The 7,673-nt window shown below is 46.5% G+C and carries 4 protein-coding genes; all 4 read right to left on the bottom strand.

The genetic code is table 11. The annotated features are described in order from the left end of the window. The coding region (locus tag QUA45_RS26955; protein ID WP_333222877.1) for a TauD/TfdA family dioxygenase at positions 1-925 on the bottom strand (925 nt) is incomplete at its 3' end. Between the two features lie 173 nt (positions 926-1,098). Beyond that, positions 1,099-2,643 carry a condensation domain-containing protein gene (locus tag QUA45_RS26960; RefSeq protein WP_333222879.1) on the bottom strand — a complete coding sequence of 515 codons (1,545 nt, stop codon included), beginning with the start codon at positions 2,641-2,643 and terminating at the stop codon, positions 1,099-1,101. Further along, entirely contained in the window at positions 2,630-4,318 is a 1,689-nt protein-coding gene (panP, locus tag QUA45_RS26965) for a pyridoxal-dependent aspartate 1-decarboxylase PanP (RefSeq protein ID WP_333222881.1), read from the bottom strand. The genes QUA45_RS26960 and panP overlap by 14 nt, the downstream gene beginning before the upstream one ends. 79 nt (positions 4,319-4,397) lie before the next feature. Further along, positions 4,398-7,673, bottom strand: a 3,276-nt coding sequence (locus QUA45_RS26970) for an amino acid adenylation domain-containing protein (protein ID WP_333222883.1), incomplete at its 5' end; no start/stop codon positions are given.

The raw sequence follows: 7,673 nt of genomic DNA on the forward strand, positions 1-7,673 counted from the left end.
GAAAAACAGTTGTTTCTTGCTGATAGCAGCGACGAATTTCGTCTAATATAAAATCTTCAATGGGCGAGCCATCGCCGTAATAAGCATTGCGGGGTAAATCTTCCTGTTTAAAAGAAGTTAAAAGCTCTTTGCGAACGACGGGTTCGAGATTGGAAATGTGGAAGAGGTGAGCTTGATTAAACCACACCATTTCCTGGGTTTGTGGATGCTGAGCGACAGCTTGACATATTTGGCGAGTTCTCAAGCGATCGTCACTTTTCCATTGTAACTCTATTCCAGCTTTTTTGCAATACTCTTCTACCTCAATTTTGCTATCAGTATTGAAGACATTTTGCCAGGGTAAATCTACGCCTCCGCCGTAATTTCGCACGTACATAACCTTTTTTTGGGCAAACTTTTCTCTAATCTTTGAATCCAGGCTTTCAAACACTTTGCGGCTGTTAGCGATCGGGGTTTCTCCTCCCTGTTCGGCTTTTTTGACGCAGAAAAAAGCGATTTTCAGCGGCCAATTGCGAGAATAAGCCATTTCATTGTGCAGCGGGATGAATTGCTCGGCCGGATACTCGGTAGAAGTGTAGATATTTCCGCTCACTTGGCTACGCGGAGTTGAGCGAAAAGAATATTCCAACAAGTCGCCAGCAAGAGTTTGAATAAACTGCTCGAAACCATTCACCCCGCCGACTTCAAAGCCTCGAAAAAGTATTCCTCCGTGCTTCCATAACTGCGTTTCTATTGATGAGCAATTGTTCTGTGCCCAACCCGCGAGATTTAATTTTTCTACTGTTGGCTGAACCACTAGAGGTAGAAAGTTTTCGGGCTGGAGGTAGGCGGTTTTGACTAATTTCTCTGAGGATAGGCTGACGGCTTTGCGCCTAACTGATCCTAACTTTTGGGAATTGAGATTCTTTGTTGCTGTATTTGTCATAATTTTTGCTTTGGTGAAAAATTTATCTCTTTTTCCCGAAAAAACCTGAGAGATTGATATCAAATCCGTTAGCATCGGAACTATTCATCTCTCTGTTCTCTTCCTCTGCGTTCTCTGCGTTCTCTGCGGTTTAATCATTCCAATGCAACCGGAATTGATACGAGCCATCATTTTCAACTCTTCATAACTTTGCGTTTAGCCATTTTTAATTTTTGAATTCCCGAAAGATGAATTTGTTTTTGCTGCTCGATTTGGTGCGGCCTTTCTGCTTCGGCAAGAATTTCGGCCAAGTCGTCGATCTTGATATCTGGCTGGATGACTACCTGGTTGAGGAGGGTTTGGAAACCTCTCACCATTCGGGCAATAGTCGTAGCCTCAAATAAGTCGGTTTTGTACTCAAATAAGCCTTGGATTCCTTCTGAAACCTCCCAGAGAGTGAGGCTTAAGTCGTGTCTCGACATACCAGTATCGAATTCCAGAATGCTCAAGGTCAAACCAGCTAACTCCAGGGGTGGCATGGGCGCATTCTGGAGTACAAACCACACTTGAAACAGCGGGTTATAGCTGAGATTTCGCTCCGGCTGCAATTCCTCCACGAGCTTTTCAAAAGGAACATCCGGGTGAGCGTAAGCTCCTAAAGCTACCTCGCGTGTTCGATCGAGTAGTTCGCGGAAAGTTGGATTACCTGCCGTGTCAATTCGCAGCACTAAAGTATTGACAAAAAATCCAATTAGTTCCTCTAATTCAAGGAGGTTGCGGTTGGCAATAGGAGAGCCAATAGCGAGGTTGTCCTGCTTTATGTGGCAGGATAGCAAGCATTGAAATGCTGCAAACAACGTCATAAATAGGGTGACATCTTGTTGCTGACAGATCGTTTTCAGCCTTTCTGTTAAAGAAGCAGAAATCAGAAAAGATTGCTGCGATCCTCGGAAATTTTGCACGGGAGAGCGCTGCCTATCAGTTGACAGCACAGCTAAACTGCCTCCCAATTTCTGTTTCCAATAAGCGAGCTGTTTTTCTAATTTCTCTCCCTGGAAATGCTGCCGCTGCCAACTGGCGAAGTCGGCATACTGTACGGGAAGTTCGGGCAGCCCAGAGGGTTTGTCAGTGGAAAAAGCTTCATAAAGTGCGGCTACTTCTCGCACCAATACCCCCATAGACCAACCATCAGAAATAATGTGGTGTATCGTCAGCAGCAACACATATTCTGCCGGACTAAGTTGCAGCAGAGTGCCCCGCAGTAAGGGATCTCGCGTTAAATCAAAAGGGCGTTGGGCTTCTTCAAGAGTACGCTGCTCAATTTCAGCTTGCTGCTCAGTTTCTGGTAAATGTCGCAAGTTTACCACCGACAAAGCGAAATCCAAGGAAGGAGAAATCAGTTGAACAGGTTGCCCGTCCACTTCTGCAAAAGCAGTCCGTAAAACTTCGTGACGCCTGACAATTTCATTGAGTGTTTGTTGCAGTGCTGACACATTCAATTGCCCTTGCAAACGCACAGCAGCAGGAAGGTTGTAGGCAGGGTTTTCGGGAGACAATCGATCGAGAAACCACAGCCGTTGCTGGGCAAAAGAAAGGGGAGCATAATTTTGCTGCGATCGCCTGGGAATGCGCTTAGATTGCTCGGCCTGTACTGCCTCTTTGCCCAATGCTTTGAGGAGGAGCGCTCGCTGCTGGGGCGAGAGGTTTTTCAGTCGTTCTGAACGATTAGTAGACAGCATAATTCACCTCGTCGCAGTGGTCGCTGTTTGCGATAGTTAAGGAAAGCTTTGCTGCTATTTTGAGCTGGTCGTTTAAAACAAAACTGATATCTGCTTCAGTGGTGAGGGGGTTGGCAAGAACGACTCGAAAAGCAACAATGGGAATGGTTTTGCCGTAACAGGTGTTTTGCACGGTTGTTCGCGATACGAAGGTGTCGCCGGCTTGCCGCTGGGCCTCTTGAAGGCGCTCGTTAAATTCATTAATGAAGTAGTTGTCTGCTTCGGTTAGTTGTTTTTTGGCTGCTTTTTCCCTGAAGGTTTCTGGAATGTAGCGGTATAAAAGAAGATTAATTTCGGGTTCTAGGATCAATTCAAATGCTGGATTTTCCCGAATTAAATTGGCCAAGTGCTGCGTTTTATGGATGCCTGCATCTATCAAAAACTCATAGCCTTGATGGCCGATGATATTCAAGGCGGCTTGCAAGAACAAACTCGCACCTGGTCGAGAGCCTTCGAGAGAGCGCTTGCCTAGATCGATGGAGTCTTTTCGCACCGTGTAGGGCGCGTTTTTTTCAATAACTTTGGCGGTTTGGGGATTGCGGAATAAAACCAGACCGATTCCCATTGGCAAATACATTTGTTTGTGTCCATCTATGGTGACGGAATCTGCTAGTTGAATGCCTGCGAATTTGTGCCGGTGACGTTCGGAAAAAAGCACGGGGCCGCCCCAAGCGGCATCGACGTGAAAGTGAGCGTTTGCTTCTTGCGCGATCGCTGCTATTTCTGGAAGCGGATCGATACTTCCCGAATCGGTGCTGCCTGCAATACCGATAATTGCCAAAATGTGCAGATTGCGATCGCGGCATTCGGCTACAGTTTGGCGCAGCGCTGCCAAATCCATGCGGTGATTGGAATCGGTGGGGACTTTTAGGAGATTGCGATCGCCAATGCCTAATAAACCGGCAGCCTTTTCAAAAGAATAGTGCATCAAACTGGAGCCGATTATCACCATTCCCTTGTAGCCGTAAAACTCTAAAGCTGCGTACAAGCCTTCTTTTTCAATGCCACTAAAGTTATTTTTTGGCCCTAAAGAAGCGTTGCGAGCGCACCACAGGGCTGTGATATTAGCTAGGGTGCCGCCCGTTACCACGATACCGAGCGTGCTATCGCTTTTTTGAATGTGCTGGTTATAAAAATCTTCAGAAAAATCGTAAATTAATCGGTGCATCATTGCCAAAGTCTGGCGCTCGCAGGGGCTTAAAACTTTGGCAGTTTCCATCTTGACTAAATTTTGATTCATCGCGATTAACAGCTTCGCGATCGGGCGCACAAAATAGGGAAGTGCGCTCGTCATGTGACCGATATATCGCGGGGAAGATGTGTGAATGGAATGGGCAACGAGGGTTTGGGCCAAATCATCGATATAATTTCCAACATCTGCCGGAAGGGCGGGAATTTTGTTTTCCGTAAACTCCTGAATAATTAACTCTAAGTCAATATCTGTACTAGCGGTTTTTGCGTACAAAAAATCTTCAACTAGGGCAGAAATTCGCTCCTCCATTGCTTCTTCTGCCAAAAATGACTTTTCTGAGGCACTGAATAGCTCCATCAACTTTTCTTCAAGTGGGGCAACAGAGGCTTTTACGGACTCCATTACATCTTGATAATCTTTGGTCTTTACTGTTAGTTTACTCATCCCTAATCCCTCCTTTTTAATGGCTTTTTTATTCCTATCCCAAGCAAAGCTTTATGGAGATAGGGCTTTTTATGCTTTTTTACAAACGCGCTATTTGCTCAGACGCCATCACAGTTTGTGCTGACTCTCCATCCACTTTTTCTAAGATGTCTAGCAATTCATCTATCTGGTTAGAATCGGCGTTTGCCAGAATTTCTTCCTCGATTAGTTCAGCTAAGTTCTGAATAGTGGGAGCGGCAAAAAAATCGCACAGCGCTAACTCTACTCCAAAGCACGATCGCACTCGCGATATTAACTGCGTTGCCATCAGAGAGTGACCGCCGAGGTCAAAAAAGTTTTGGTTGGTTCCTACTTTTTCTAGCCCTAAAAGAGCCGTCCAAATCTCAGCAATTTTTTCCTCTGTGGGCGTTTGTGGCTCAGTGAAGGCTGTTTCATCAGAAACGCGATCGCACCTTTGAGATAAGGCGAGGCGGTCAATTTTTCCGTTGGGCGTTAGCGGCAGCGCATCTAATAGCACAAAAGCTGAAGGCATCATGTAATCGGGCAGTTTGTGCTTCAAGAATGAACGCAGTTCGGAAATAAGTTCTGACTGATTTCTGAACCCTGAGTTAGCAACTAAGTAAGCGACTAGGCGTTGACTGCCCGGTGTATTTTCCTGAAGCAAAACAGCAGCGGTGGATACAGAAGAATGTTGAGAAAGTGCTGCCTCTATTTCTCCTAGTTCGATCCGGAAACCGCGAATTTTTACTTGGCAATCGCCACGACCCAGAAATTCTATATTACCATCCGGCAGGTAACAACCGATATCGCCTGTTTTGAACAAAACTTTTTGAGGATAATTCCCGCTAAAATCTAATTCTTCTTGCCCAAACGGGTTAGGAATGAATTTCTCAGAGGTTAATTCGGGGCGGTTTAAGTAGCCTTTTACCAATCCCTCGCCGCCGACGTAAATCTCGCCGGGAATTCCTATGGGAACGGGTTGCAAATTGCGATCGAGCAGGTAAATTTGCGTGTTGGCGATCGGGCGGCCAATTGGAACTTTCTCGATACAGTTAGTTGCATCGTACCACGTCACGTCTGCTGCTACTTCAGAAGAGCCATAAAGGTTGATTAATACCCGCTGGGCCATCTGCTCTCGAAATTGCTGGCAAATTTCCACCGGCAGAGTTTCTCCGCTGCAAATCCAATATTTTAATTGAGGCAAACGCCTGTCTAAATCAGGGAAGGAATCTAAGATAGCGCGCAACAAAGAAGGAACTAGCACCAGTCGCGTTACATTTTGCTTTGATAAGGTTTGAAGGAATTGGTTAATATCTTTGACGGCTCGATCGGGAATAATGACAGTCGGCAACCCATGCAGCAAAGGAGCAAAAATTTCCCAAACCGAATCGACAAAATTTAAGGATGTTTTTTGACAGCAAATATCTTGTTCGATAAAAGGGTAGGGGTTCCAAAAACAGCGATTGACTGTGCCTCGGTGGGTGCCGAGTACCCCTTTGGGAGTGCCTGTGGAGCCAGAAGTGTAGAGGACGTAAGCGAGGTTTTCAGCTTCTACTTTAACAGCGGGGTTGCGATCGCTCTCGCGGGAAATTTCTTTCCATTCGGCGTCGATACAGACGACTTTAGCGCTGTGTTCGGGGAGGGTTTCTAGGAGGTTTTTTTGAGTCAAAAGCACCGGAACTTTTGCGTCGGCTAGCATGAAGGAGCGGCGTTCTTGGGGATAAGCAGGATCGAGAGGAACGTAAGCGGCACCAACTTTTAAAATGCCCAAAATGGCCACCAGCATCGACAGCGATCGCTCTAAGCAAATTCCCACCAAAACTTCGGGTTTTACACCTAGAGATTGCAGGTAATGCGCGATTTGGTTGGCTTTGGCATTCAATTCGCGGTAAGTCAATTGTTCATTTTCGCAAATTGCAGCCACTGCATCTGGGGTTCGCTCTGTTTGCGCTGCAAATAATTCGTGAATTGAGGAATTTTTGGGGTAATCCGCTTGGGTGTCGTTCCACTGGACAAGTAATTGTTGTTGTTCAGCAACGCTCAATAAGCATAAATTCGATAGTTTTTGGTGAGGATTGGCAGTCATTCCTTCCAGTAAAGTTTGCAGGTGTCCGAGCATCCGCACAATCGCGCTGTCCTCAAAGCGGCTGCGATCGAAAATAATTTTCAGCGTCAATTCGGCACCGGGCATCGCCATCACCGTTAGAGGATAATTCGTTGTTTCCAAGGAGCGAATATTCTCTACTTTTAAGTTTTGAATCTTGTCTTGCAAAGAAGCATCCGAAGGATAATTTTCAAAAACGACCAAACTCTCAAATAGAGGTAAACTCCGAGGAACTTCACTCCACCCCTGCACCTCAACGAGGGGGCTGTACTCATACTGCCGCGCCTCAGCTTGTTGCGCTTGGAGTTCTTTCAAGCAGGATAAAATAGAATCCTGTGGGTCAATTTTTACGCGCACTGGCAGAGGATTTACGAACAGCCCCACTACCGATTCAGCACCCATTAACTCTGGTGGCCGCCCGGAGACAACCGTACCAAAAACCACATCTTCCTCGCCGCTGTATCGGCTCAAAAGTAGCGCCCAAGCTGCCTGTACGAGGGTATTTAATGTTAGCTGATGCTGCCGCGCTAAGGATTGCAGTGCGGCGGTGGCTGTTGCAGAAAATATCACCTGCTGTTCGCCACTACTTTCTAAACGGTTTCCCGCGACAATATTGCCCCGGGCGATCGCAGTTGGGGCTGCCAAACCTTTGAGAGTTTGCCGCCAAAATGACTCAGCCGCAGATAAATCTTGCTGGTGCAGCCACGCGATGTAATCTCGATAAGGACGAGGGCGTTTGAGGTGCAATTCCTCCCCCTGGGAGAAGGCTTGATAAAATGCAAAAACTTCATCAAGAACGATCGCCAGCGACCACCCATCTAAAACTAAGTGGTGGTGGCTCAAAATAAACTGAAAAGTATCTGTTTCTAACTGCGCCAGTGCAATGCGAATCAAGGGAGCTGATGTCAAGTCAAAGCCCTGCTCTCGATCGGCTTTTAGGAACGTTTCTAGCTGCTGTTGTTGTGCGGATGCAGATAGCGATCGCCAGTCCATCTGCTGCCAAGATAATGCAGCCTGCTTACGTACCGCTTGCACGGGTTCTTTCAATTTTTCCCACACGAAACAAGTCCGCAAAATGGGATGCCTGTATACAACTTTTTGCCAACTATTTCTAAACGCAGAAACATTGAGATTACCGCGCAAGACGCACAGCAGTTGCCCGAAATATACGCCCGATTCTGGCTGGTAAAGGGAATGAAAGAGAATGCCCTGCTGCGCTGGGGAGAGGGGATAAAAATCTTCGATATTGCC

Origin of the sequence: Microcoleus sp. Pol12A5 (genome assembly GCF_036701435.1) — a bacterium.
Lineage (GTDB): Bacteria > Cyanobacteriota > Cyanobacteriia > Cyanobacteriales > Microcoleaceae > Microcoleus.

Coding starts and splice junctions, on each gene's coding strand:
- QUA45_RS26960 (WP_333222879.1), bottom strand. CDS start 2,643: ATGCTGTCTACTAATCGTTCAGAACGACTGAAAAACCTCTCGCCCCAG.
- panP (WP_333222881.1), bottom strand. CDS start 4,318: ATGAGTAAACTAACAGTAAAGACCAAAGATTATCAAGATGTAATGGAG.